This window comes from Clostridium sp., assembly GCF_032576335.1.
Classification (GTDB): domain Bacteria; phylum Bacillota; class Clostridia; order Oscillospirales; family Acutalibacteraceae; genus Faecalispora.
In genome coordinates, this window is record NZ_JAWFXC010000006.1 from 219,892 (window position 1) to 245,303 (window position 25,412).

21 protein-coding genes are annotated in these 25,412 nt (G+C 46.2%); 12 read left to right on the forward strand and 9 right to left on the reverse strand.

From position 1 onward, the window contains the following. Positions 1-3: 3 nt before the first annotated feature. Genes E7L17_RS09265 through citC form a run of 3 tightly spaced genes read right to left on the reverse strand, consistent with a single transcriptional unit; the run spans position 4 to position 2,244 of the window. Positions 4-906: an aldolase/citrate lyase family protein gene (locus tag E7L17_RS09265; protein ID WP_316322960.1), complete on the reverse strand. Its 903-nt coding sequence runs from the start codon at positions 904-906 to the stop codon at positions 4-6. After that, positions 894-1,214, reverse strand: a complete 321-nt coding sequence (citD, locus tag E7L17_RS09270; RefSeq protein WP_316322961.1) for a citrate lyase acyl carrier protein — start codon at positions 1,212-1,214, stop codon at positions 894-896. The genes E7L17_RS09265 and citD overlap by 13 nt, the downstream gene beginning before the upstream one ends. Before the next feature lie 4 nt (positions 1,215-1,218). After that, positions 1,219-2,244: a [citrate (pro-3S)-lyase] ligase gene (citC, locus tag E7L17_RS09275; RefSeq protein ID WP_316322962.1), complete on the reverse strand. Its 1,026-nt coding sequence runs from the start codon at positions 2,242-2,244 to the stop codon at positions 1,219-1,221. A 274-nt stretch (positions 2,245-2,518) separates the two neighbouring features. Here citC and E7L17_RS09280 point away from each other — a divergent pair, with 274 nt between their 5' ends. After that, positions 2,519-3,253 (forward strand): GntR family transcriptional regulator, encoded by a 735-nt coding sequence (locus E7L17_RS09280; RefSeq protein WP_316322963.1) that lies wholly within the window; start codon positions 2,519-2,521, stop codon positions 3,251-3,253. Then, the gene (locus E7L17_RS09285; protein WP_316322964.1) at positions 3,250-4,185 is read left to right on the forward strand and encodes a triphosphoribosyl-dephospho-CoA synthase; all 936 of its coding nucleotides are present in this window, start codon (positions 3,250-3,252) and stop codon (positions 4,183-4,185) included. The genes E7L17_RS09280 and E7L17_RS09285 overlap by 4 nt, the downstream gene beginning before the upstream one ends. A gap of 112 nt (positions 4,186-4,297) precedes the next feature. Here E7L17_RS09285 and E7L17_RS09290 read toward each other — a convergent pair whose 3' ends face one another. After that, positions 4,298-5,356: an AbrB family transcriptional regulator gene (locus E7L17_RS09290; RefSeq protein ID WP_316322965.1), complete on the reverse strand. Its 1,059-nt coding sequence runs from the start codon at positions 5,354-5,356 to the stop codon at positions 4,298-4,300. Positions 5,357-5,736: 380 nt separating this feature from the next. Here E7L17_RS09290 and E7L17_RS09295 point away from each other — a divergent pair, with 380 nt between their 5' ends. The 6 genes from E7L17_RS09295 to E7L17_RS09320 all read left to right on the forward strand — a co-directional run bounded on the left by E7L17_RS09295 (position 5,737) and on the right by E7L17_RS09320 (position 12,685). Next, positions 5,737-6,300, forward strand: coding sequence for a folate family ECF transporter S component (locus E7L17_RS09295; RefSeq protein WP_316322966.1), 564 nt, complete (start codon positions 5,737-5,739; stop codon positions 6,298-6,300). Between the two features lie 598 nt (positions 6,301-6,898). After that, positions 6,899-8,227 (forward strand): TRAP transporter large permease subunit, encoded by a 1,329-nt coding sequence (locus E7L17_RS09300; protein ID WP_316322967.1) that lies wholly within the window; start codon positions 6,899-6,901, stop codon positions 8,225-8,227. 336 nt (positions 8,228-8,563) lie between these two features. Beyond that, positions 8,564-8,932: a DUF3870 domain-containing protein gene (locus tag E7L17_RS09305; RefSeq protein ID WP_316322968.1), complete on the forward strand. Its 369-nt coding sequence runs from the start codon at positions 8,564-8,566 to the stop codon at positions 8,930-8,932. Further along, a complete protein-coding gene (gene ald / locus E7L17_RS09310; protein ID WP_316322969.1) occupies positions 8,929-10,041 on the forward strand; it encodes an alanine dehydrogenase in 1,113 nt (370 codons plus the stop codon). Before E7L17_RS09305 ends, ald begins: the two co-directional genes overlap by 4 nt. Positions 10,042-10,111: 70 nt before the next feature. Then, entirely contained in the window at positions 10,112-11,536 is a 1,425-nt protein-coding gene (locus E7L17_RS09315) for an SH3 domain-containing protein (protein ID WP_316322970.1), read from the forward strand. Positions 11,537-11,740: 204 nt separating this feature from the next. Beyond that, entirely contained in the window at positions 11,741-12,685 is a 945-nt protein-coding gene (locus E7L17_RS09320; protein ID WP_316322971.1) for a dipeptidase, read from the forward strand. A gap of 89 nt (positions 12,686-12,774) precedes the next feature. Here E7L17_RS09320 and E7L17_RS09325 read toward each other — a convergent pair whose 3' ends face one another. From E7L17_RS09325 to E7L17_RS09335, 3 genes are all read right to left on the reverse strand, one after another. Beyond that, entirely contained in the window at positions 12,775-13,422 is a 648-nt protein-coding gene (locus E7L17_RS09325; protein ID WP_316322972.1) for a GntR family transcriptional regulator, read from the reverse strand. 203 nt (positions 13,423-13,625) lie between these two features. Next, the gene (locus tag E7L17_RS09330; RefSeq protein ID WP_316322973.1) at positions 13,626-14,861 is read right to left on the reverse strand and encodes a HAMP domain-containing sensor histidine kinase; all 1,236 of its coding nucleotides are present in this window, start codon (positions 14,859-14,861) and stop codon (positions 13,626-13,628) included. Further along, complete coding sequence (locus tag E7L17_RS09335) at positions 14,858-15,535, reverse strand: response regulator transcription factor (protein WP_316322974.1); 678 nt, start codon at positions 15,533-15,535, stop codon at positions 14,858-14,860. The genes E7L17_RS09330 and E7L17_RS09335 overlap by 4 nt, the downstream gene beginning before the upstream one ends. Positions 15,536-15,780: 245 nt before the next feature. Here E7L17_RS09335 and E7L17_RS09340 point away from each other — a divergent pair, with 245 nt between their 5' ends. Genes E7L17_RS09340 through E7L17_RS09350 form a run of 3 tightly spaced genes read left to right on the forward strand, consistent with a single transcriptional unit; the run spans position 15,781 to position 19,395 of the window. Beyond that, entirely contained in the window at positions 15,781-16,554 is a 774-nt protein-coding gene (locus E7L17_RS09340; RefSeq protein ID WP_316322975.1) for a polyphosphate polymerase domain-containing protein, read from the forward strand. Beyond that, complete coding sequence (locus E7L17_RS09345) at positions 16,547-17,230, forward strand: DUF4956 domain-containing protein (protein ID WP_316322976.1); 684 nt, start codon at positions 16,547-16,549, stop codon at positions 17,228-17,230. The genes E7L17_RS09340 and E7L17_RS09345 overlap by 8 nt, the downstream gene beginning before the upstream one ends. A gap of 11 nt (positions 17,231-17,241) precedes the next feature. Further along, positions 17,242-19,395 (forward strand): carbohydrate-binding domain-containing protein, encoded by a 2,154-nt coding sequence (locus E7L17_RS09350; RefSeq protein ID WP_316322977.1) that lies wholly within the window; start codon positions 17,242-17,244, stop codon positions 19,393-19,395. A 139-nt stretch (positions 19,396-19,534) separates the two neighbouring features. Here the strand turns inward: E7L17_RS09350 and E7L17_RS09355 are convergent, their stop codons facing one another. Continuing rightward, positions 19,535-20,056, reverse strand: coding sequence for a hypothetical protein (locus tag E7L17_RS09355; RefSeq protein WP_316322978.1), 522 nt, complete (start codon positions 20,054-20,056; stop codon positions 19,535-19,537). A gap of 68 nt (positions 20,057-20,124) precedes the next feature. Beyond that, complete coding sequence (locus E7L17_RS09360) at positions 20,125-21,345, reverse strand: BTAD domain-containing putative transcriptional regulator (protein ID WP_316322979.1); 1,221 nt, start codon at positions 21,343-21,345, stop codon at positions 20,125-20,127. A gap of 320 nt (positions 21,346-21,665) precedes the next feature. Here E7L17_RS09360 and E7L17_RS09365 point away from each other — a divergent pair, with 320 nt between their 5' ends. Continuing rightward, a complete protein-coding gene (locus tag E7L17_RS09365) occupies positions 21,666-25,412 on the forward strand; it encodes a phosphoribosylformylglycinamidine synthase (RefSeq protein ID WP_316322980.1) in 3,747 nt (1,248 codons plus the stop codon).

A 25,412-nucleotide genomic window follows, 5' to 3' on the forward strand; every position in this document is an offset into this window, starting at 1 on the left:
TGTTTAACCCTCCTGTCCTTCCGGCCCGGAATAAACGCCAGCGGCTTTTGCCAGCGCAACTACGCGCTCCGCACGTTCTACAATGGGCTTATCGATCATTTTGCCGTTCAGGGCAATAACACCGGAGCCTTTGGCGTTGGCGTCTTCAATGGCGCGGATAACGTCGAGTGCTTTATCAATTTCTTTTTGATTCGGGGTGTAAACCGAATTGACCACTGCAATCTGGCGGGGATGAATGACGGATTTTCCGTCAAAACCGATTTGACGAACAAACTCGGTCTCCTTACGCAGGGTCTCCATATCGTTTACGTCTGCAAATACGGTGTCGAGCGCGGCGATTCCGGCTGCACGGGCTGCGTGAACGATCATGGAGCGGGCGAAGAAAATTTCTTCACTGTTTCGGTCGGCGTAACGTTTGGTTTTCATTGCAGTTACATAGTCTTCCGAGCCCAGTGCAATACCAATAAGGCGCTTGCTGGAGTTTGCAATGGAAAGCGCGTTCAAAACGCCTTGGGGGTCTTCGATTGCCGCCATCATCCGGGTGGAGCCGGGTTCGCGGCCGCAGGCCTTTTCCGCTTCCAGAATAACAGCCTCTGTGTCAAGAACATCTTGCGCACAGGTTGTTTTCGGTAAACGAATAACATCGATGCCGGCACGAACCATTGCGTGCACGTCATCTACGCCGCCAGCGTCCAGCGAGTTGATGCGGACTACCGTTTCCGTAGAGGAAAAATCAAAGGTTTTTACCGCCTGAAAAACAAGAAAACGGGAAGTATCCTTCTCCGCCAGGGAGATCGAGTCTTCCAGGTCAAACATAATGGAGTCCGCGCCGTAAATAATCGCGTCCTTCAGCATGCCGGGGTTGCTCGCAGGCAAAAACATCATTGTTCTTCTTAAACGTTCCATGAATCGATCGCCTCCCAATCATAGTGCTCGGTAATTCCGCACGACCGATGTACCGCCGCAATAGTGCGGGCAACAATGGTACAGTCCAACGCGCCCTTATCCACAACGGTTAGCTTCGCGTTGGAAACCCCCATATTGGAAAGGGTTTTTTCAATCGTATCACGAATCTGCCTGCCGTACTGGTGTGCGACACTGCTGGTCAGATTAATGTCGATTCCGTTGCTGTCGTTCTTATCGATCATAATTTGAATGTCGGAAGACTCCAGCGTTCCGGCGATTGCCGGTTTTTGAATTTGATAAAGCGGCATTGTGTTATCCCTCCTGCTGCATTTTTTGTATCAGTGCTTTCCCTTCAGCAGAAAAAAAGTAGTCGTAGGTGCTTTCCGGCACAAGGCTCTTTGTTTCTTCTGTTTTCCCTCGCTTAAGAAGGTCTCTTACGCGAGAAGCGCTGATCACGTTTCCCCCTTGTTCCTTTCTGGGGATGATGACTAAGTCAATTACCCCGTGAAACACCTCTTTCATAGAATCATTGTAGAGCTGTGTCACTGGAGATAAGGGCTCTTCGCCAACAAACCTGCGGGTAATACCCGCGGCGGGGGCGATATGATCCCGGAACAGGATCGCGTCGAGTGTGGCTTGAACCTTTGCCACCTGAACGTCCTCCTTCAAAAAATAGGAGGGGAACGTTTTGGCAGAAACCATATAATCCCCTGTGGGGTGAACCCGAACGTTCGGCAAATGCTGAACGCCGCGCCGGACAAGCTCCAGCCTTGTATTGGCTGGGAAAGCGGATAAATCCTCCGACAATACGAACAAATGCAACGTATCGTTTTGTTTGGCGGCAGTTTCCGCCAAATAACGGTGCCCCAGCGTAAACGGGTTTGCATTCATTACAATGCCAGCCGCTTGGCCAGGGGTGCGCTGTTGCTCCAGCTCCTTTAAATATTGCGGAAAGCCATAAATGGCTTTTTCCATAAATACCAATTGGTCGTCTACACGAGCCAGCTCACGAAAGCCGAGCTCCCCAAAGGAACGGGCTGCCTGAGGTTTGGTATACACATAACAGGAGGAGCTGCCATTTTCCATCACAGTGCTTAGCAGATGAGAAAGCAAAATGCTTACTGCTTTGCCGCCTTGGTGTTCCGGGCTTACCGCCACGCACTTGATGATGTTCTGGTACAGTGAGCCGGTTGCTGCAAGCTCATCATGAAAAAATAGGCCTGCACAGTAAGAAACGGCGGCCTCCGGGCGAATACCGCCTTTGTTCAGCAGATCAAGCCAAAGTTGTTTTTGGCGGGGGTCACGGTCGATCCACAAACGCCTGATTTCATACTCCATTGTTTTGCTCCTACATCAGAACAAAAACTCCATTTACCAATTCTCGTGAAAATATTGCAAAATTCACACAGATTCGAAAAGAGTTTATCTGAATTAGTCAAAGGTTTTTTACGCTGTTTTGCTTTGTCTGTGTATATTATACATGAATATATCGCAGGATAGGTGTGCTTTTGATGTCCTCGGTGTTTTTTTGCTGCACTTTCTTTGCACAAATAAAATTGACAAACAATGTCAATTCCATTTATAATGATTAGCATAAAAGGACGGTGGTTTTGTGCATGAGTATTTAAGCAAGTTAGTGCAGATCATCAATTTATCGCAGAACAGACCGCTCAATGACATGGTATATGAGGGTTTGCGTAAAGCGATCATTCAAGGTGTGATTCCGGTTGGGGAAAGGCTCAATGAAAAGGTTTTGTCGGATTACATGAATATTAGCCGTACTCCCATTCGAAATGCAATCAAACGGCTTACGGAAGAAGATTTGGTGGAGTACATTCCCAAATATGGCGTTGTGGTAAAACGGGTCACACTGGAAGATGCCGAGGAGATTTATCAAATTCGCATTGCACTTGAGACAATGGCAACCATTGCGGCAATGAATCGTATGACGCCGGAAAACCACCAAGAGATGCGGGATTTGCTATCAAAGACCGATGAAGCGAACGAAAAAGGCGAAGTTAGAGTGGTTATTCAGTATTTTACCGATTTCAGTGCGCTGCTATACCGTTTTTCCCGTATGCAAAGACTGGAAAACGTTGTCAGTAATATGTTGGAATATGTATCGCGTTTCCGTGATATTTCGCTCTACGATGAAGAAAGGCGTGCTCTGGCAATAAAAGAGCATAACCTAATTTACCGTAGCATGCAAACAAAGGACAAGGAACTGATTACGCTCATTGTAAGAGAGCATGTAAACCATGCCAAAGAATTTGTAATGCGTGAAATCATTCGTTCGCAAGAAAACATGCAGGACGATTTAAAAGACCTGTACCGGAGGATGGAATGACACGGCAGAATCGAATTCGCACAAAAAGAGTTGTACGTGCCCAGCGTACTAAGCTGCAAGCGGCACAAAAGAAATATTGCGACCAAATTTCAAAGCTGGCGGTTCGTTCCCTGCTTTATGAGGTGTGCATAGCGCCAAAGCCGGGCTTGGTAGACCGTTATAATAACGGTGCTCACCGCGATATGGATTTATTTTTGTTTTTGGACAGCGCGTGTGCGCTGTCCAGTTATTTTCGAGAGATTACCGCACAGGCAATTCGCCTGCGGCGAATACCAGCGAAGTGCCTATTGCTGCATTTGCGTAAACCTGGTATTCAGGCAGAGGAAGAGATGTTTCGTGCCACAGGTGGCGTGAATACCCACAAGGGGATTGTGTATTCCATGGGTATTTTCTGCGCTGCGTGCGGTCTTTTATTTTTTCAGCCTCGCCGGGTGCCGGTGGAACAATTATTTTCTCTGTGTGCTGAAATAGCTTGTGGCGACCATCCACCAAAAGAGAAAGCTGATACGAACGGCGAGCGTTTGTACCGCCAATACCAGATTCAAGGGGTGCGTGGGGAAGCTGCCAATGGATTTCCCTCTGTGCGCTTGCAAGGCTTGCCTGCACTCAGAAAAGCTGAGGCAATGGGGTGGAACACAGATGCGTCGGGTGTATATGCGCTGTTTCACATCATGGCAAACTTAGAGGATACTAATTTAATCAGCCGCTCCGACTTGCAAACACAGGAACAGGTGCGGGAGCAGCTTGCCGATTTGCTGCAAAACCCTGCATTGACACCGGAGCTGGTTTTAACAGAGTCAAGCCGGATGGATAAGGAATTTATAAGTAAGTACATGAGCCCGGGCGGCGCGGCGGACATGCTTTCGATTACGTTTATGGCACATTGGCTGGAGCAGGAATTCCCAAATCGATTTCTCTCTGCCTCCGAATAGCAACTGTTTTTTATTTACAAATAAAAAGCGTGTTTCCATTCCTCTCAGTAAGAGTGATGGAAACACGCTTTTGTAGATTTTGTAGCTTTATATTTTAATTTATGATTTGGAATCAAATGAAAAGATGTGCCAAAACCGGAATCAGACAAATAACAGAAATTAAGCGAAAGGAATGCATGAGCACAATTTTGGGAGTATCAAGACCCAGCTCATCGGCAATCAGCCCCATTTCAGTAATGCCGCCGGGGGTGCAGCAGAACAGCGCAGTGGCCTTGTTCATCCCTGTGAACTTGCTTAAAAGATACGCCGTTGCAAACGACATAACAAAAACCTCGATTGCCATAATGAGCATTGGAAGAATTAGTTCGCCCAGAGCCGCCCAAGTGGCCCTGCTGATTTGGCTGCCGATATAGCAGCCTGCCAGAACACGGGAGAGGACCTTGATGAAAGACGGGTAAGAGAGCAAATCGGTAGCAACGCTTAATATAATCGTTCCCAAAATGGCGCCAATAATGGCACCTGCTGGAACACCCAATGTGCGCAGCAGCAGTGCGCCTGCGGTAGACGCAGCCAAAGAGATTGCAAATTTTGTCAGTTTATCTTTGGTTATATGTGGAGTGAAGGCTGGTTTTTCTTTCTCTTCTTCCACTTCACTTTCGTTTATTGAGAGAGTAACGGCTGGTTCTTTTAAATAAAGCTTTTTAATAATGTTCGGGAAAAAAATAACCACTACCAAAAAGCGGAACAATTGCAGCAGCATTACTTTGTCTGTACTGGCACCAAAATCCACCGCAATCAGCGTTAAATCAGACATTCCTCCGGGTGCACAGGAGAACAGAGAAGTCATAAACGATAAACCGGAGATAGAGTGCATTAGCAAAGAAAAAACAATGGTGAATGTAAACATCATGATGAGAAGAATCAAAATCGGTTTTCCCATTTTACGAAGTTCATTTATGTCTTCTTTACGAAAACGGCTCCCTATTACAAGGCCGGATAAAATTTGAACCATCACCCGCAAGTTCGGCGGGTATTCCGCCGCATACCCAACTACGGTGTTCATAAGTGCAATGGCGAGCAAAGCGCCAATCATTACACCTGCGGGGATTTTCTTTTTGTTTCCCCAATAGCCTCCGATGCCCCCAACAACATGTGTTAAAACAAGATACACGGTTGAAATTCCTCCCCTTAGTTCCTGTTTAGATACCCGGGGGTGTTTTCCTCCGGCATTATACGCTTATTGCGGCACTAGTATAACATATCTGAATTATTTTGCAAAACTTTTTTTGCTATGAAATTGGAGTTTAATTAGACGGTATTCGTCGTAATGAAAATAGAAATAGAAGGAAAAAGTCGTTCCAAAATGGAAAAGCGACGATAAATAAGTATTTATAAGGTGCCAGTAAGACGAAAAATCGACGCGTTTATGTTACTTTTAATTGCGACAGAAGTTTTTTTTCAGTATAATAGTGTAAGTGAAAAAACAATTTTTGAAACTAATTAGACCGCGCGTTTTCCACATAAGCAGCGTGGCACGAGAGGGGCATTTTCTTGAAAATCTGGATGGAACAATTTAAGTCCTCCGCAAATGAAATGAAACAAGTATCTACCATTTCGGTTGCCGGATTATTGGTGGCAATCAGTGTTGTTTTAACCTTTTTTAAGCTTGCATTAACCCAAACACTCCAAGTTAGCTTTGCGTTTTTACCGATTGCAGGTGGCGGAATGTTGTTTGGGCCGATAGTTGGCGGAGTAATTGGTGCGGTTAGTGACGTGGCGGGCTTTGTCATTCGCCCTACAGGCCCCTTTTTCCCGGGCTTTACCTTAAGTGCTATTGCAACCGGTGTTATTTATGGCATGCTGTTGTACCGTAAGCAGATTACCGTAAAACGCGTAGTGCTTGTTAGTGTGCTCAACACGGTGTTAGTTAATTGGCTTCTCAATACCATATGGCTTTCACTCATGTTTGGCAATGGCTTCATTGTATTGCTCGGTGCCCGCATTATTAAGAATATTATTATGTTCCCCATTGATACTGTGCTCCTGTATTCCTTGCTCAAGCTGTTTGAGCGCTTCCGCTTTATGAATAAGGCTAAGGGAAACGGCAGTTTCTAATTCCATTGTGGTGGGACAAGTTCGCAAATCGTTACATTCGTGATGTTTTTTGAGTGATTATGTAGTCATTTCAAACAAATCGGTTTTTAACCCCTAAAAACGCATTGACAAGTTGTGCAGGATTCAATTATAATAATTGCAGAAATCAACAAATTGCCTTTGTGGGATTTTCTGCAGAACTGCCAATGGTTTGCCGGGAACCTTTTTGCCCAAAGATACTGGCAATTAAAAAGCGGTAATGTAAACATAATACACGATTTTATTTATTGGGGCAGGATGTTCTCCCGCTCTATCTGTAAAGGGAATCCGTTGTTTTGCACGTTGAAGTGCAATTCAGTGGGTTCCCTTTGTGTTTTTCTAAGCGGAGGGAAATAAAAAACATACCCTAAAGCATATGAATCATGCAGAATAGAATCTTGCAAAAGCAATGTGCTGAAAGAGTGGAATTTGAGTAAAATGAAAGGGGGTGTCACAGCAGAAGCTTATTTTATAGAACCACAGTATAAAAAGAAGCGGCGCCGTGCGGCATAGCCGTATGTTTTTGCTGTGGTGCAGACCCCAAACAACGGAATCAACGGAAAACTGAGGAGGTTATTTTATGGAACTTGGTAGCTGGTCGATTATTCAGGCACCTTCGTTGCTGGCATTAATTCCGCTCGCAGTATACATCATCATGGTGTTTAGGGGAAAAGACAATACATCGGGTATCATTGTCGGTATCGCTATTGGCGCACTGATGATGGGCCAAAACCTAAAAATGCTTGCATCTGCATTTGCAGCGAGCCTTGGCTCGAGTACTGCCCTCATCGGTGTAATTATTATGACGGGTGCGGGTCTTGGTGTTCTAATGACGGAGGCAAGGGTCACACATACGCTGGTATATTGGATTGTAAAGCGGATTGGAGTGAATACTCAAACAAAAGCCAAAGTTACTCTCATCATCTGTTCCATTTTGGTTTGTGGTTTGCTTGGTACACTGGGCGGCGGTAATGCGGTAATTGCTCCCATTTTAATTCCCTTAATGGCAACACTTGGGGTAACGCCTACGGTGGTTGCCGCGCTGTTTAAGGTATCTGGCGAAGTGGGTTTAATGGTAGGCCCCCTAACAGGTGTTACTCTAATTACCATGGAGGTAACTGGGCTTTCGTATGGCCAGCTCATGGTAGGTGCAGTGATTCCCTTTGCGGTATTCTGGCTGGGCGGCATGTGGTTTGCCGTAAAACGCACCCAGAAGCGTACCGAGGGCAAGGAATTCTATAAGTTGGATGATATGCAGGACATAAATGAGATTGTTGTAACACCCAGAGAACGCACAACGACCATTGCCTTTTTGGCAGCGTTTCTACTCCTGATTGCATACGGAATTATCACAAAGCAGGGCACGAGCTATGCTCTCATTGTAATGATTATTCTTTCTGCGGTGGTTGGTATTTTAAGCCGTATGAACATAGACCATGTAGTCGAATCCATGTCTAAAGGCATTGCTTCGCAGGCAAAGATGTTCGTGGTATTTGTGACTATCGATGTACTGCTGAATTTGGTCACCCTCGGCGGCGGATTTGATGCGATTTCGAATCTTTTGGGTGGTGTGGCTGGTTCTAGCGCAACAGCGGTTATGCTTATCGCCTCTGTTGTTGGCGGCTTTGGTATTGAAGCGGCAGCAGTTGCTGAGATTAAAATTATTTCTGAAATGTTTGGTGCGGCGGCAGTATCGAGTGGCCTTCCCATGACGATGTTTGCGATTGCGATTCTGTCGGCAACTCGTTTGACCGGCGGTATTTACCCCACCAGCAATATGATGGGTCAGCTCGGCATTGCACACAGCGAAAACACCCGTGAAATGCTGGAAGCAAACTGGATTGCCAGTGGTTCGGCAATCGCTTTTGTAGTAGTTTGGGCTCTCATTGGGCCAATGATATTAATGTGACGTTGTAAAAATAAGAGTTTACCGAGAAGTACTTTCGCAGCACGTTTTTTAGTACAGCCGCGAGGTGTGCTCATGTGCTGCGGGTACTTTTCGGGATAATAAACAACGGTTTTATTTTCAGTAAGGCAGCAAACCTGCATTGCAGTTGAAAGTGGGAGCCCGTTGCGTATGCTTAGCTAAAGAAAGAATTTAGCTAAAAACGAGTGAAATAAGGGATGATAAAACAACTTGTCCCAAAGCAGCGGCAGGCTGAAAGCTGCCCTGCAATCATTTCAACGTCCGCAGAGTGGTTGCTATTGCTGGAGAAACCGGGGCATAGGAAAGGGGCTTGGGTATATGGAATATCCCGAGAACACAGTGTATCTGGTTGGCCATGCGAAGGTGGCCAGCGATAATCCAATCAGTATATCTTATGGGATTTTTTTTCTGCCTTTTGTTGTAGATTTGCATACACACCAGATTATAGATGTTTCTTGTAATGCAATTCTGGATATCAGCAGGGATTTTATCCGTAGTATGCTAGTTGGATGCGACCTCCTGGATGGGCTCGATGAGGCAATACGGCGGGTGCGAAGCCGGTATTTTGGTTCCTCACAAAAAGCCTTGGTAGCAGCTCTGCGAGACGCTAACGGAAGACTGCGAGATATTTTGTCTACCCAGCAGATAAATGGGTATAACACAAAATCAGGAGGCATTGCTTTATGATAATTGGAACGGTAAAAGAAATTAAGAATAATGAATTTCGCGTAGGGCTTACTCCCAGCCATGTAAAAGCTTATTGCAGTGCGGGGCACACCGTATACGTTGAAAGGGATGCCGGAATTGGCTCCGGTTTTTCAAATGAGGAATACACCCGTGCAGGGGCTGAGATTTTAGATACGGCAAAAGAAGTGTGGGACGCTTCTCAAATGATGGTGAAAGTAAAGGAGCCGCTGGAAGCGGAATATGGATATTTTCATAAGGATTTAATTTTATATACGTACCTTCACCTTGCGGCTGACCGTGCTTTAACCGATGCTCTTTTGAGTACGGGCGTAACGGGAGTGGCATATGAAACGTTGATTGAGCGGGACGGCAGTATTCCGCTGCTGGCGCCCATGAGCCAGATTGCAGGCCGCCTGAGTGTGCAGGAGGGGGCAAAGTACCTGGAAAAGCCGATGGGTGGTTCTGGTGTACTGCTCTCTGGTGTTCCCGGTACGCCAAAAGCAAAGGTGGTTATCCTTGGTGCGGGAACAGTTGGAACAAATGCCTGTAAAATTGCGGTGGGTATGGGAGCGGATGTCACCATAACCGACGTTAGCCTGCCGCGCCTTTCTTACTTAGACGATGTGTTTGGTGCACGCATTCAGACAATTTACAGTACCGATACCGCTGTGGAAAACGAGCTTGCAAAAGCAGACCTTGTCATTGGCTCGGTGTTGATTCCAGGGAAAAAAGCACCGAAGATTATTCGGCGCTCCTATCTTCAAAATATGCGACCCGGCAGTGTGATTGTAGACGTAGCGGTGGATCAGGGTGGTTGCTGTGAAACCACTCATGTTACCTACCACGATGACCCAGTATATACCGTAGATGGAGTGGTGCATTATTGTGTTGGTAATATGCCGGGTGCCGTTCCCAGAACCTCTACCATTGCGCTTACCAATGCAACACTGCGTTACGGCTTACAAATTGCAGAACATGGTTTGGAGCAGGCCTGCCGAAAGAATACAGTTCTATATTCAGCAATAAATACTTACAAAGGCACCTGTACCTGTTTTAATGTTGCCGACGGGTTTGGCATGGAGTCGTGTTCCCCAGAAGAGTTGTTTTAACCTTTAAAAGAACGAAATTTAACCGCAACTGAGCCAGAAGCTTTTATATAGGAAAGGGGATACCAGTTCTATGAAAAAGTTGTGTGCCCTTACAATGAGTGTATTAATGGCCTGTACAGTTGTTTCATACCCCGCTACCACTGCGTTTGCAGCTTCTTCTACTGATGCAGCACAGAATCTGTTGCAAGTGCCTACTGCGCAAAACGTAACTGCCGAGATGCAGCAGGCCTCTTATTGGGTTAGCCGCATACCAAATGCCAACGCAGTGGTTCTGTCTCAAGATCAAATTCGGACATTTAATATTTCGGCTCGGGAAACGCTCGGTACCGGAATTCTATATGATTTGAGTGCATATGGGGATTCTTTTGCTGGTTCTGAACTTAAAAAGCTAATTGAGTCGCAGGCCTCCGTTCCCTCCGGAGACTGGTATGTGGACGGTAGAAAGCTGGAGCCTTCCGACTGGCAAGGGCTGAAAGCGCAAACAAATACCGAGAACATCGCCACTGCCAATCCGGTTCGCTTCGGGGTAACGGTACGCCGTTCCAGCATCCGCAGCTTCCCCACAAAAGCAGTTGTAACAGATGAAGCCACAGATTTCGCATACGACATTGTTCAGGAGACAGCGGTGCTGTGCAATGAGCCGGTTGTTGTTCTGCATGAATCTACGAATGGATTGTGGTACTATGTTGTTTCTGCGTATTATCGCGGCTGGGTTCCCGTTTCGGATATTGCCCTTTTTGAAAACAAAGTGCAATGGGAGCAGGCTCGTGTTCATAAGGACTTTCTAGTAGTGACAGGTAACCGAATCCGCTTGGAGCAAACACCGTATTCGCAGGCACTATCTGAGCTGGAGCTCTCAATGGGCACAGTAATCGATTTGGTCAAAAAAGAGGAAATACCGGCAAAGGTAGCGGAGCGCAAGCCAATGAACAATTATGTAGTGAAGCTACCGGTTCGGCAAGCCGATGGCATGGTGAAATACGAATATGCACTTCTCCCTGTGAACCGAGATGTCAGCGTAGGGTACCTGCCCTATACTCGGGCGAATGTAATAACACAGAGCTTTAAAATGCTGGGCGATACTTACGGGTGGGGCGGAATGCTCAATGCGAGAGACTGCTCATCCCTTACTTATGAGGTTTACCGCTGCTTTGGTTTCCAGCTTCCACGTAACTCCGGCGATCAAGCGAAAATACCGTGCTTAACATACGATTTTGCAGGGAAATCGACGGCACAGCGCAAACAAATATTAGACCAGCTAAAGCCAGGTTCTATTTTACAGCAGCCCGGACACATAACACTCTATTTGGGCAAAGTGGATGGCCGTTATTATGTGATTAACTCTACGGGAGGCTTTGCCCCCGAGGGTACCGGTGCCACGGCTACGGCTCGAATCCGCAGTGTGGTGCTCAATGACCTTACGGTTCGCCGGGCAAACGGAACCTCTTGGCTCGATTCATTAATAAAAGCAAAAGAGATTGGCACACCGGCGTAAAATTATCAATTAGGTGAAAGAAATAAAATCAACGGTTTGTATTGGCAAACCAGAGGGCTTCGTAAGAATACGATTCATTGTTTTGGGAAGAAGGTTATGTAACTGCGGTGCTGCCAAATTCAGCGTTCCGCGGTTGTGAGAAAAGAGGCTCCCCGCTCCGAAGAAGATTAGGGGCGGGGAAGCTGACCGGAAAGAAGGAGAAGTATGTCTATCATCGATTTGCACTGTGACACCATTTCCGTTTTATTGGAGAGTAGAGAACCGCTCCTCTCCAGCGACCGAAATGTAAGTATAGAAAAAATGCGTTCCGCAGATGTATTGTGCCAATTCTTTGCCATGTACATTTGTTTAACCAATTTCAAGGATGTGGATGGCGCATATGATTATTTAAAAAAAATGCACGCTCATTATCTAGCGGAACTAGAAGAAAATAAAGACTTCATTCGTCCGGCTTTGTGTGCACAGGATTTACATAAAAACCGGGCAGACAAGAAAATTTCTTCCATTCTAACGGTAGAAGAGGGCGGTGTAATTGGAGATAAGCCGGAGCGCCTGCAAGAGCTGCACGACATGGGTGTACGGCTGATTACGCTCACTTGGAACTACGAGAACTCCCTAGGGTACCCCAATTCGGATGACCCCTCGATTATGAATGCCGGACTAAAGCCATTGGGAAAAGAGATTGTGGAACGTATGAATGAGCTGCACATGCTGGTGGATGTTTCGCACCTCTCGGATGGTGGCTTCTGGGATGTAATGGGGCTTACAAAAGGGCCATTTGTAGCGTCACACTCCAATGCGAGAAGTGTGCGTGATTTTCGCCGGAACCTTTCGGATGATATGCTGCGTGCGCTCGCGGAGCGAGGCGGAGTTACCGGAATTAATTTTTACCATAAGTTTTTAGGGGAGGACGGACAAGGCAGTGTAGCCGATATGGTGCGCCATATAGAGCACATTCGTAAGGTCGCTGGAATTGATGTAATTGCACTGGGCAGCGATTTTGACGGTTTCTCCGGCCCCTGTGAAGTTCGAGATTGCACCCAATTTGGCAAGCTGACAGACGCCTTGACTGCCGCCAGATTTTCAGATGAAGAGATTGAAAAGATTTGCTGGAAGAATGCTTTACGTGTGATAGACTGTGTTCTGTAAACGCCACACCAATACCATATTCAAAAATAGAAAAAGGGCGCTGAATTTAATTCAGCGCCCTTTCTTACTGCTTTTTATCATTTTTTAGATTATAGAACCGCCAACACCAGCCGTAAAACCTGCTGGTAAGAGGCATCCAGGTGTTCACCCATCAGCTTGACCGCCTTTTGACGGTCATTTTTTAATATAACATCAATTAATTCAGTATGTTCTTGGTAACGTGGTCTACATTTTTTATTTTGTTCCAGCATAAACACTCGAATCAGCGTTAAATAATCCAGACAACATTCCAAGAGTCTGGCCGCATATTGATTGTTTATACTTAACATCAATGTCATATGAAATTCATTGTCGAGCTGTACAAGCTCATGAGATTCCTGTATGGGAGAAGAACAAATTGAGATAAATTTACTGCGTGTTTCCAAAAGCCAGATACGGTCAATATTTTGCATTCCCTTTTCCAGTGCGTGCGGTTCCAGTATTTGCCGCAGTTCGTAAACATCTTGCAGGCGCCTTGGGGAAATATGGGCAATTCGGTAGCCCTTACGAAATTCCCGCATAATAAGCTTTTCGTACTCTAAAAGGAGAAAAGCCTCCCGTATGTTTTTTTGGCTAAAATTAGGGTATTTACTTTGAACCTGAGTCTCGCTAATTGCTTCTCCTGGTTTGCAATTTTTATAGATTATATATTCCTTGATGGTAGTATACGCCGGGTTGTTTATATATTGGAATTGCATGTTTACCCTCACTTACCTAACAGCAATTTTTTAAGGTGCTGATTCACAACTTATTAACTACTTTAATCATAATTAATTTTGGGTAAAAAGTCAATTTTATCCTATAAAACAACTGGTTTTTGGAGTGCAAATAATGCAATTTGCATATAAATATAATAATTTACTTATAATTGCAAAACATTCCTAGATTAAACGATGCCTTTTTATACTTCAAGCGAGAAAGTAACAATAAATGTGGTGCCGAAACCCACAGTGCTTACCGCACTTATTTTTGCGCCATGTGCTTCTGCAATGGTTTTAGCAATGGATAGCCCTAGGCCATAACCCTCCGTTTTACGTGCGCGAGATTGATCCAACCGGTAAAAGCGCTCGAAAATGTGTTCCAGCTGTTCGGCAGGGATAATTTCGCCGGTATTATGTACCAGCAGTTTTGCTTTGCCCTGCACTTGCTCAAGGGTTATCGTAACAACTCCCCGTTCCCCTGCATATTTGCAGGCGTTATCCAACAATATCACCATTAGCTGGTGCAAACGGGCGGAATCCCCTAATATGAACAGGTTCGGCGCAATATTGCTGTTGAGCGTAACACCTTGTTCAAATGCAACGGACTCATAAGGTAAGAGACTGCTCCATGCAATATTACTTAAATCCACAGGTGTTTGTGGTGCGGAAAGGCGTTTTGAATCGGATTTCGCAAGGAACAACAGGTCGTCGACCAAATCTTTCATGCGCGTTGCCTCTGTATGGGTGTATTGCACCCATTTAAGCTGCTGCTCAATTGTGCTGTCACGGTGGGAAAACAGAATTTCGATGTTTGCTAAAATAACGGTTAGCGGGGTTTTCAGTTCATGGGAGGCATCAGCCACAAACTGACGCTGTTGCTTCCATGCACGCTCCACAGGACGCAGCGCCCAGCGTGAAAGATAAACGCTTATAAGGAAAAAGGCCAGTAATCCGCCCAGCCCCACGAGCAAGGCCGTCACCAAAAGGCTGCGGATGGAATCGCGCTCGTGACCTCGGTCTGCAAAGGCGATTTTTATACCACTTGGCGAGTTCTGTTTTAAGAAACGCAGGTCAAGCGATGAGATGGTTCCTTCTTGCGGACTTGCTTGTAGAGCCTGCTGTACTGCCTGCTCTAATATTTGCACTGAAATTTCTGTGTTTTGCCCCACTGTCCTTTGAATTTCTCCATCACTGCCAAGAATTACGCAAACAATGGGTGTAACAGGAGGAAGGTTTTGGGGTTTTCCTGCTCCAATTTCAAATTTGGGCGGTACTTTCTCTGAAGAACGGTATAGTGCCATCTTCATATCGTTTATGCTGTTGTTTTCCAGCCGCTGAAAGCTGGTATAGAGCAAAACAGAAAAAACAATAAGAAGAACCGAAAACACAAGAGACATATTAATTAGTATAAATTTTCGCCGCAGCTTTTGAATCATAAAATAGTCTCCTCTAAACGGTAGCCTACTTTGCGTACCGTACCAATGGTGACTTTTGAACCGATAAAAACCAGCTTCTTTCTTAAAAAAGAGATGTATGCTTCTACGTTATTATCCTCAGCGCCGGAGTCCGAACCCCATACCTTTGTAATCAACTCTTCTTTCGGCATTATCATAGAGGGGTTGCCGAGAAGCAGCCGCATCACTTCAAATTCCTTAAATCCAAGGTGTACCGATTTCGTACTGCTTTGCAGAGTATAGGAGGATAAATTAAGTGTTATATCTGAAAAATTCATTTCCTCTAGTATAACATCGCCTTGGCGGCGGGTTAGTGCGCGAACCCGAGCAGAGAGCTCCTCGGGCGAAAATGGTTTTGTCATGTAATCATCTGCCCCGCAGTCCAGCCCGGTCACCTTGTCCGTTATTTCATCACGAGCAGTGAGAAGAAGAACAGGGGTTGCTATTTTTTTGTTACGCAAGGCGCGAACCACTTCAAAGCCGTTTCGTTTGGGCAGCATAACATCCAATACGATTACATCGTAATTTCCCATTTCTGCATACGCAAGGCCGTCTTCGCCGTCATGAACTACATCTACTGTATATTTTTGCTCAGTCATAATTTGTGCGAGCGCTTCCGCTAAGCGAACCTCATCTTCTACAACCAATACGTTCACAGTTACCCCTCCTCATGCCATCTCTGCATATTGTATAAATAATGATAATCGTATCGTCATTTATTTTAATCGGTGAGGCTGAAATTACTCTGAAGCAGCATTTTCAGAGTAATTTCAGCCTTTTGTTATATTCTGGTTGTACAGCATTTAAATCGAGCGTTTTGCTCAGTGTAGCATATAGAAATAAAATGTTCTAGTAGAAGATGCTTATGTATTGAAAAACAATTAGACGGAGGAAAGTGCTTATGAACCAGTACCAAAGTGTGTTTAAGCGTTACGAAAAAAAGTATTTGCTCAGCCAAATGCAGTACGCTGCAATGGAAGCGGGGCTGACACCTTATATGAAGCAAGACCAATATGGCCAGCATACCATTTGCAACCTGTATTTGGATACCGACGATTACCAGCTGATTCGTACTTCCTTAGAAAAGCCAGTTTATAAAGAGAAAATACGTGTTCGAAGCTATGGTGTGCCGCAGCAGGGTGATACCGTATTTTTAGAATTAAAAAAGAAGTACAAGGGTGTGGTTTATAAACGGAGAGTTTCTCTTCCGTTAAAGCATGCGATGCACTTTTTGAATTGTGGGGTACCGTCGCAGGAGGATTCGCAAATAATGAAAGAGATTCAGTGGTTTTTAGAGTATTACCAGCCAAAGCCAAAGGTTTTTATTGGGTATGACCGAACCGCATTATTTGGCCGTGAAAATTCGGAACTGCGGATGACCTTTGACCGGAATTTACGCTGGCGAGATTCTTTTTTAGATTTGAGCAGTGGAGACTATGGCGCTCCCATAATTACACCAGAGCAGATTTTGCTAGAAATTAAAGCACCTGGTGCCATGCCATTGTGGCTTTGCCATCTGCTATCAGAGTTGGAGATTTATCCGGTTTCCTTTTCGAAGTATGGGAGCTGTTATAAAGATTTTTTGGCTTGTTCGGGTACATTTTTACCCCATTGTGGTAATTCACCCGAAAACGGAGCATGTGATAAGAAATTAGGAGGAATGATTTGTGCTTAACAGTATTCTATCGTCTTCAGCAACCACTACCACCACGGTTGGAATAACCGAATTATTTTACTGTACTCTTGCATCCATATTGCTTGGGTTGGGAGTGGCGCTGTGCTATATGTTCCGCAATACGTACAGCAAAAGCTTTGTGGTTACCCTAGCGCTAATGCCTGTGATAGTTCAAACCGTTATAGTGCTTGTAAATGGAAACCTGGGAACGGGAATTGCCGTAATGGGCGCGTTTAATTTAGTACGGTTCCGTTCTGTTCCCGGCAGTGCCAGAGAGATAGGCAGCATTTTCTTAGCGATGGCTATCGGTCTTGCAACCGGTACGGGTTACCTGGTGTTTGCTGCGGTATTCCTTATTTTGGTTGGTGTTATGACAATTGTTTTATATTCAACTTCCTTTGCTGCACCAAAGCAAATACTCAAAGAGCTAAAAATTGCATTACCCGAAGATCGCGATTATAGTGGGGCATTTGATGATTTATTTGATAAATATACCAAGGGAGCAGAACTGATACAGGTGAAAACGGTAAATATGGGAAGCCTTTATGAACTGCGATATCACGTAATTTTACCCTCTCCCGTTGTAGAGAAAGAATTTATGGACGCATTACGCTGCCGGAACGGCAACCTTAGTATCTCTTGCGGGCAGGTGTCAAATCTTCGTGAAGGTCTATAATGGGTGAAATCATGAAAAGTAAGAGAAAAGAACTTTGGGCGGGGATTTTATCTGCCGTAATGTTGATAAATGTAGCGGTTGGTTGTTCATCACAAAATAACACTGCCAGCAGTGCGGTGGGGGATGTTTCCACAGAAAAGCCAATTACTGTGGAATACTCTAAGGATGATTTGGATGCGGCATGGAGCGAAAGTGCCTGCACCTTAATTACGCTAAGTGATACGAACGCAACCGTTAAAGGCAGTGGAGCAGCGGTAAAGGACGGCACTGTGACCATAAGCGCTGCGGGAACCTATGTGCTTCGCGGTACACTCACGGACGGACAAATCCTAGTAAATGCAGGAAAAGAGGATTTGGTTCGTCTGGTTTTAGATGGTGCTTCGCTATCCAGTTCGGTAAGCGCTCCTATTTACTCCATGCAAGCGGGTAAAACAGTTATTGTGCTGGCCGAGGGCAGCAAAAATACAATTACAGATGTTGCGAATTATCAATTCGAAAGTGCTGATACAGACGAACCCAATGCAGCGATTTTCAGTAAGGGTGACATGACAATTAACGGGAGCGGCTCCTTAACAGTAAACGGGAATTATAAAAATGGAATTGGCAGTAAAGATACATTAAAAATTGTGAGCGGCAGCATTGGTGTTACCGCCGCCAATGACGGAATTAAGGGACGAGATGCAGTAGCAATCAAGGATGGCACGATTACGGTAAAATCGAAGGGTGATGCCATTCAATCAAACAACAATGAGGATACGGCCAAGGGTTGGGTCGCCATTGACGGAGGGATTTTCTCCATTACCAGCGAGCAGGATGCCGTGCAAGCCGAGACTGTTTTGCAGGTAACGGGCGGCACATTCCAGATTGTTTCTGGCGGAGGGATTGCAAATGCACCGGTACGCCAAGATGAGCCTGGTGGGCCGTGGGGAAGAATGGAAGGTGCAGCCGGGTTTTCTCCCAATGGGGGTACAGACAATACTTCCTCAAACATAGAGAATGGGCGGCCACAGCGACCGGATGGCACGCCTCCTGCTGATAATAGGAATAAAACAGACAATAAAACTAATTCCAGTTCAAGTATCATTCAGAATCAGGCAGATACAAAAAATGGGAGTAGTTCAACCGCCACAGCGGAAAATGAAGAAACGGTTAGTACCAAAGCGCTGAAAGGGGGAAGCAAGATATACCTTAGTGGCGGAAAGTTCCAAATCGATTCTGCCGATGATGCCGTACATTCGAATGGTTCTGTAATTGTAATGGGTGGCGAACTAAATATCTCAACCGGAGACGACGGAATGCATGCTGATGCAGACTTAGTCATACAAGACGGAACCATTACCATAAGCAAAAGCTACGAGGGGCTGGAAGGCTCTACGGTTTCTATCAGCGGAGGAACCATTCACATTACCTCGAGTGATGACGGAATCAATGCCGCAGGAGGAAGCGACGACGACACTGATTCAAGAGACATGTTTCAGGCAAACGAGAATAATGAGATACGTTTTTCTGGCGGGTATGTTGTAATTAATGCCACCGGTGATGGTGTTGATTCTAACGGAAATGTAGTACAGGTGGGAGGTACCGTTCTAGTAAATGGGCCGGTAAGCTCTGGTAATGGAGCGTTGGACTTTGATGGCAGCTATCAAATTTCTGGTGGTATTCTCGTAGCCGCAGGAAGTTCAGGAATGGCACAGGCTCCCGATTCTGAGTCCAAACAGAATTCACTTACGGTTTTATTTGATGAAACACAGGAAGCGAATACACCGGTGAATATTGCAGATTCTACCGGAAAATCAATTCTTACCTTTGTTCCGAGTAAGACGTTTCAGTCCATAGTCGTGAGCGCACCAAACCTGAAGCAAGGCAGCACCTATACAATTAGCACAGGTGGCAGCAGTGATGTGAATGAAGATGGATTTAGCAATGCGGGAAGTTATTCTGGCGGCACTAAGTTAACCGATGTAACTCTTTCGGGTGTGCAAACGGTTATCTCCAGCAATGGGAAAGCTGCTACGCTGGGCGGTAGAGGAGGCCCCGGCGGAGGTCGCTCCCCACAAGAGTCAGGGAAAGCACCTAATGGTTCTGGCAATGAGAATGAAGCATCACAGCCAGCTCAAGGAGGCAAGTCCCCCACGAAGGATTCTTCTGTAGGATCCAGCAAGTAATAAGAGTAATAAAAATGCCCGGTTACAGGAAACTCCTGCGACCGGGCACAACACATTTGATTTTAAATTAGAAGCGGTACGTAATTTGTTAAATATAAAGTTGTACAGCGAAATAAAATCAACGCATATCTACATTTTCCTACTGGGAATCTGCCCAAGTGGAAGACATAGAATCATCCAGGGCGCTCGTTAACAGGAGGAGCAGCTCAAGTGTGCTTTGAAACGAACAAACCTGGTTTGTGTCTGTTCGTTGTACTTGACCCTGCCAGGTAGAGTTTTGCCGCATGGTAATTTGCACAATAAAGGTTGCGCCATTCTCCGTTGTATCTTGCACGTTCCAATTTTCTTCCTTTTTAAAAATCTCACAAGGCTGCTGGGTTGAATGTTTCATTGCGGAACCCCCTCTTGCCCGCTCACCGATCGTCTTTTTGTTGAATCTGCGAAGCTGGGTAGTAGACTGCGGAATATCCCTTTCGTCCATCCATATGCTTAGCAGCTTTAATAGCTCTAGTTCACTTCTAAATAGAGCAATTTTTTGTAAATAGGGATTATAAAAGGCTCCCTGTAAGGTGCGGTTGCGGTATGATTTAATGCGAATATAATTTATTTCGTAACAATGAATCTCATTTTGTGCAGAAAGCATTTCCTGCAATCGAATCATGTCGATATTTCCCTTCCCGGCTCTATAACCTCGATATTGCCATACAAAAGCACGGCTATAATGAAAAATTATTTCTCCAAAGGTTCTATCGGCCGCAGATTGAATAAAATTTGTAAGTCTTTCTTTTTATAGGATGCCTCAAATTTACGAGTGATGCGCTGCATAACTTTCTCGGCATTTTCTATGTTTGTAAGAGGAAGCAGCAATATGAACTGCGATGAGCTGTAGGCAGAAACAGCGTCACCCTTTCGAAGGCTCTGCACGATGACCTCCCGAAATAGGTTTACAGAAGAAACGGCCTTTGCTCCATCCACAATGGTCCCTTTTTCATTCATTAAAGTCATAAGTGCCACAATAATAGATTGACCAGTGCGCTTAATACACCTAGCTTGAATACGGTATAAATTTTTAAAAATTTCAAAGTCGCAGTAATATGCACCGGCATTATCGGGCTCTTCGCGAAGGCTCTCATTAATTACGGAGAGATCCAGCTCAGACTTGTGAACCGTTTTGGTTATTTGACGGTATAAATCGCGAAGATTTTCTGAAATATTTACACCGAGTTTACGGTAGAACAGCTCTGTTACATATTGGTAATGTAGCAAAGCTTTATTGTTCTGCCCTGTACACAGGTAAGCGCTCGTTAAGTTTTTATGTAGGGTTTCTTCAAAGGGAGCCAGCGCAATCGCGGACTCGCATAGGGTAATTATCTCGCCATACTCTTGCGCTTCTTCCAACAAAAAACAAAGGCTGTGCACACAACGAAGGTACAAAGCGGCTAGTTCTTTTCGGTAGGCAATGACCCAAGTAGAATAGCTGGAGTTTGGAAGATAATCGCCTTTGTAGTGCAATATGGCCTGCTGGAGTAGTGAGATTTGCCGCGCGGACTTTTGCCCGGGTGATTCGGCAAGGGATGATAAATGCCGAAGCTCTTCTTCATCAACTACACAGGTTAAATCGGGGTTCCAAAGATATGAGCCTTGCGAATAAACAATATATTCGGTATCGCTATCCTGCAGTCCCTTTTTTAATAAATCTCTGGCGCGGTACACCAGGTTCTTTAGAGCATTCATAGGGTCAGTGCTGGCACGAGAATCCGCCCACAGAGCGTTTATTAAATGCTCAATTTTCGGGCCGGCGCCGCGGTTGGCAATTAAGTATTCTATTAACAGCCATACCTGTTTTGGCTTTCCGTTCGACTGTGTTAAAACATGTTTGCCACGCTGAATGCTGAATTTGCCAAGTGTTTGAATCCATATTGTTTCGCTCTCGGGTTTTGTTTGTGCCACTGGGTGTGTAACCTCCTCCAAATGCGGTAAGGAGCTTGATTTAGCTGGTTATTAGTATAACATGTTAAACGTAAAATGGCAAGAAATTGGGTGTATGCAGTCGATTTTTGTTACAAAAAATGTCGTTACGTATACCACAATTTTATTTTCTTTTTTCTAATCGTATTTATGAACAGAAACAAGAGGGGCATATTATGCGGAAAGAGAATCGATGCCGGCTCGTTTTTTAGGGGATTTTTCTATTTTATCCGGTGACGAACTATGTTAGAATAGAACAGGAATTATGAAAGGCCGCTAGGGCGGCCGGAACGGGGGATTCAATGGCGGTAATCAGGGTGTTTGTGGAGAAAAAACCGGGCTTTCATGTGGAAGCACAGCATCTAAAAGAGGATTTACAGCGGAATTTGGGAATCACTGGTTTGCAAGAGGTTCGTATTGTGAACCGGTATGATATTTCTGGCCTTACACCGGAGGAATTTGAGGCGGCACGGGGAACGATTTTTTCGGAACCAAATGCAGACAATGTTTACGATGAGGAATATTTGATACCCGATGGGGCTTCGGTATTTGCAATGGAATATTTGCCCGGTCAATATGACCAACGCGCGGATTCCGCGGCTCAGTGTGTGCAGCTGTTAACACAGGGTGAGCGTCCGCAGGTGGCAACGGCAAAAATGATTGTATTGCAGGGAAGCGTAAGCAAAAAAGAGCTTTCTGAAATAAAAAGCTACCTGATTAACCCAGTGGAATCTCGCGAAGCATCTTTGGACAAGCCAGAGACTTTGGAATTGCAGGTTCAGGAGCCAGCTGCAGTGGAGCGGGTAGAGGGCTTAATCACTTGGGATAATACAACGCTTGCTGAATATTACGATTCCATGGGCTTTGCCATGAGTCTGGAAGATTTACTGTTCTGCCGTGACTATTTTCGAGATACGGAGCATCGGGACCCTTCCATTACCGAGCTGCGGGTTATCGACACCTATTGGTCGGATCACTGCCGACATACCACCTTTGCCACCCGTTTGGAAGAGATTCGGGTAGAGCCGGGTGCTCCGGCAATTGATAAAGCATTAAAAGATTATTATGACGCCCGTGTAGAGATTGCAGGCACAACCAAGCCCATTTGCCTAATGGATATTGCAATCATGGGAATGAAACTGCTTCGCCGCCGCGGCCGCCTGCCAGATTTGGATGTCAGCGATGAAATTAACGCTTGTTCCATAGAGGTACCCGTTGAGATTGATGGCAAAACCGAAACATGGCTGGTACAGTTTAAAAATGAAACACACAACCACCCAACGGAGATTGAACCGTTTGGCGGTGCGGCTACCTGCCTTGGCGGTGCCATTCGTGACCCACTCTCCGGGCGTGCCTATGTGTACCAAGCAATGCGCGTAACCGGTTCGGGTGACCCACGGAATACCAATACTTTACCGGGTAAGCTGCCCACTCGTAAAATTACGGTGGGTGCGGCGCAGGGCTACAGCTCCTACGGAAATCAGGTTGGCCTTGCTACGGGTCAGGTAACTGAGCTGTATGACCCCGGGTATGTTGCAAAACGTATGGAAATCGGTGCAGTCATCGGTGCTTCCCCAAAAGAGAATGTGGTGCGTGGTGTTCCTGCCGCAGGGGATAAAATTGTACTTTTGGGTGGCAGCACCGGACGTGACGGCTGCGGCGGAGCGACAGGCTCCTCCAAGGCGCATACGCTTGAGTCCGTAAAGGAAGCAGGAGCAGAGGTGCAAAAGGGAAATGCACCCACAGAGCGCAAAGTGCAGCGTTTGTTCCGCAATCCCGAAGCCGCAAAGCTGATTAAGCGCTGTAACGATTTTGGCGCAGGTGGTGTTTGCGTTGCCATTGGTGAGCTTGCTGCCGGACTTGAAATTCGATTGGATGCTGTGCCGAAGAAATACGAAGGTCTTGACGGTACAGAGCTTGCCATTTCAGAGTCGCAGGAGCGTATGGCGGTTGTGCTTGCCGCCGAAGATGTGGAGCGCTTCTGTGCACTCGCCGAGGAAGAAAATCTGCAAGCCGTTGTTGTGGCGGAGGTTACCGAACTACCCCGCCTGCGTATGGAATGGAGAGGCGACACGATTGTGGACCTCAGCCGTGCGTTCTTAGATACAAACGGTGTAACACTTACCGCAAAGGCAAGCATTCCAGCACCGGATCTTTCTCAGAATTATCGCGAGCTTCTTCCAGCAGAGCTGGAAGGGCAGCCAATTGCAAAGGCATTTGAGCAAAATTTATCTCGTTTGTCTGTCAGCTCCCAGCAGGGATTGGCGGAGCGCTTTGACGCCAGCATCGGCGCCGCTACGGTGCTAATGCCTTTTGCAGGTAAATACCAGAGAACCCCGGAAGAAGCAATGGTTGCGAAACTACCGGTTTTGAGCGGTAAAACGGATGATGCCACCGCAATGAGCTATGGGTTTATTCCCGGTATTTCACGCTTCAGCCCATTTCATGGTGCTGCATGGGCGGTGGTAGAAAGCCTTTCCAAGCTGGCTGCCGTTGGTGCAAACCCGCTAAGTGCAAGATTGACCTTCCAAGAATATTTTGAACGTTTGCGCAAAGACCCGGAGCGCTGGGGTAAGCCTGCCGCTGCTTTGCTGGGTGCTTTTTCTGCACAGCTGGGTATGGGTGTTGCCGCAATTGGCGGAAAAGACAGTATGTCTGGCTCCTTTGAAGAGCTGGATGTTCCCCCCACACTCGTCAGCTTTGCTGTGGCAATGACAAAGGCGAGCCGTACCATTTCGGCCGCATTTTCCGCTCCGAGCAACAAGGTGTACTTGCTGCCTCTGCCTGAGCAAAAGGACACCGGCCTGCCGGATTACCCCGCCTTGCAGGAGTTTTACCGTACCGTTCACAAATTGATGCAACAGGGTAGTATTGCCGCTGCCTCCGTCGTGCGTGAGGGCGGCGTCGCCGCCGCTGTTGCACGGATGTGCTTTGGCAACCACTTCGGCTTCCGTTTTGAAGACGGTGCATTGGATGAAAAGCTGTTGTTTGTACCGCAGTCCGGTGCAATGGTGCTGGAGGTTTCTTCAAATGCTCAAATGCCGAGGGAGCTGCGTGCCGCACTGTTGGGCAGTATTCTAGAAGAGCCCGAGGTTGTGCTTGGTAACGACACCCTTTCTTTGGATCATCTGCTCTCCGTTTGGACAGGAACACTCGAGAAGATTTTCCCAACAGAAACGAAAGAAGCGCCCATGGAAGAAGTACCGCTGTTCACCGCGCGTTTTACCGGTGCCCCTGCGATTAAGGCGGCAAAACCCCGTGTGGTGATTCCTGTATTCCCGGGTACAAACTGTGAGTACGATACCGCAAGGGCATTTGAAATCGCGGGTGCAGAGCCGCAGGTTCTCATTGTACGCAATCTCTCAGCTTCTGCCATTGAAGAAACGATTGAGCGGTTGGAGAAGGCCATTCAAAACGCGCAAATCATTATGCTTCCCGGTGGTTTTTCAGGCGGTGACGAGCCGGATGGCTCGGGCAAGTTTATTGCCACCACATTCCGCAACCCGCGTCTTTCACAGGCGGTGGAAGAGCTGCTGTACCAGCGCGATGGTTTGATGCTCGGTATATGCAATGGCTTCCAGGCTTTAATTAAGCTGGGGCTTGTACCGTTTGGTCACATTGTAACCACAGAGGAAACAGCACCCACCTTAACCTTTAATGAGCTTGGTCGCCACGTTTCACGCATGGCATACACACGTGTTGCGTCTGTAAAATCGCCTTGGTTTGCAGGGGTACAAGCCGGAGAGGTATTCTGCGTGCCGGTTTCTCATGGAGAGGGCCGCTTTGTTGCGGATGAGCAAACACTGCGCCAGTTGATGGAAAACGGCCAGATTGCTACCCAGTATACAACTCCCACAGGTATTCCCAGTGGCGAAACTCAATGGAACCCCAATGGTTCGGTTTGGGCAGTGGAAGGTATTACCAGCCCCGATGGTCGCGTTTTGGGTAAAATGGGTCACTCTGAGCGTAAAGGTGAGTTCTTGTACAAAAATGTTCCCGGTGCAAAAGATCAAAAAATCTTTGAATCTGGTGTTGCTTACTTTAAATAA